The sequence below is a fragment of the Streptomyces sp. UNOB3_S3 genome (genome assembly GCF_020740895.1).
Classification (GTDB): domain Bacteria; phylum Actinomycetota; class Actinomycetes; order Streptomycetales; family Streptomycetaceae; genus Streptomyces.
Window position 1 is genome coordinate 1 of record NZ_JAILXP010000703.1, and the last position, 1,229, is coordinate 1,229.

At 80.1% G+C, this 1,229-nt stretch carries 1 protein-coding gene; it reads left to right on the forward strand.

Features of this window, described 5'->3' with window-relative positions; genetic code table 11:
* On the forward strand, positions 1-1,229 hold a 1,229-nt coding region (locus K6I33_RS35145; protein WP_229358848.1), incomplete at both ends, for a DUF6350 family protein.

Genomic DNA, 1,229 nt, shown 5'->3' on the forward strand with positions numbered 1-1,229 from the left:
CCCGCGCCCCGCCCGGCGTTCACCGCCATGCTCGGCGGCTACCTCCTGGTGGCCCTGGCGGCCGTCGTCTACGCCTGGTCCAGCCCGGTGCGGCCCGCGCCGCTGAGCACGCTGCTCCAGTTGCCGCTCGTCGCGGCCGCGTTCATCGCCGCCGGGGTGTGGACGGCCGACGGCCGGCCCGGCTTCCCGGCGCCGCACTTCGTCCGGCGGGTGCTGCCCACGCGGCTGCGGAGGTGGTTCACCCGGGACCGGCTGACCGCGATCGCCCGCACCGGGGCGACGGCGGTGGCCGTCCTCCTCGGCGGCGGCCTGCTGCTGGTGGGCGCCTCGCTGGCCCTCCACGCGGGGACGGCCCAGGACGCCGCCATCCAGCTGGCGCCGCGCTGGTCCGGCCGGGTGGCGCTGGCACTGCTCAGTGTGGCGCTGCTGCCCAACGCGATGGTCTGGGCGGTGGCGTACGGGCTCGGGCCCGGCTTCACGGTGGGCGCGGGCAGCCTGGTCGCCCCGCTGAGCGCCGTGCCGGACCGCCCCGTGCTGCCGCGCTTCCCCCTGCTCGCGGCGCTGCCCGAGCCCGGCGCGGCGAGCCCGCTCGTCCTGGCGGGCGCGGCGGCGCTCGCGGCCGGCGCGGGCATCGCGGTCGCGCACACCGCCGTGCCGAGGCGCGCCCCGCGTGTGGGCTACGGGGAGGCCGCCGCGACAGCGGTACTGGGCGCGCTGCTGTGCGGGGTGTTGATGACAGTGCTGGCGTACGCGTCGTCGGGCGCGATCGGCAACGACGCGCTCGCCGACTTCGGCCCGCCGTGCTGGCGGACCGGGGGCGCGGCGGCGGCCTGGACGGCGGCGATCGGCCTGCCGGGGTCGGTGCTGGTGCGGTGGCGGCGGGGGGCGGTGCCGGCCGTGCGGGAGGAGACGAGCGGTTCCGGGCTGACGGGGTGGCGGCGGGTCGGGTATGTGCTGGGGCTGGCGGTGGCGGCCGGTCCGGAGGTTCCTCCGCCGGCGGCGGAGCCCGCCGCGCGGGGTCCGGAGCCGGACTCCGGGCGGGCTTCCGGCCCGGAGTCCGGTCCGGAGTCCGGGCCCGAAGCCGGTCCGGAGTCCGGGCCCGAAGCCGGTCCGGAGTCCGGGCCCGAAGCCGGGTCGGCAGCCGGGCCCGAAGCCGGGTCGGCAGCCGGGCCCGAAGCCGGGTCGGCAGCCGGGCTCGAAGCCGGGTCGGCAGCCCGGTCGGCAGCCGG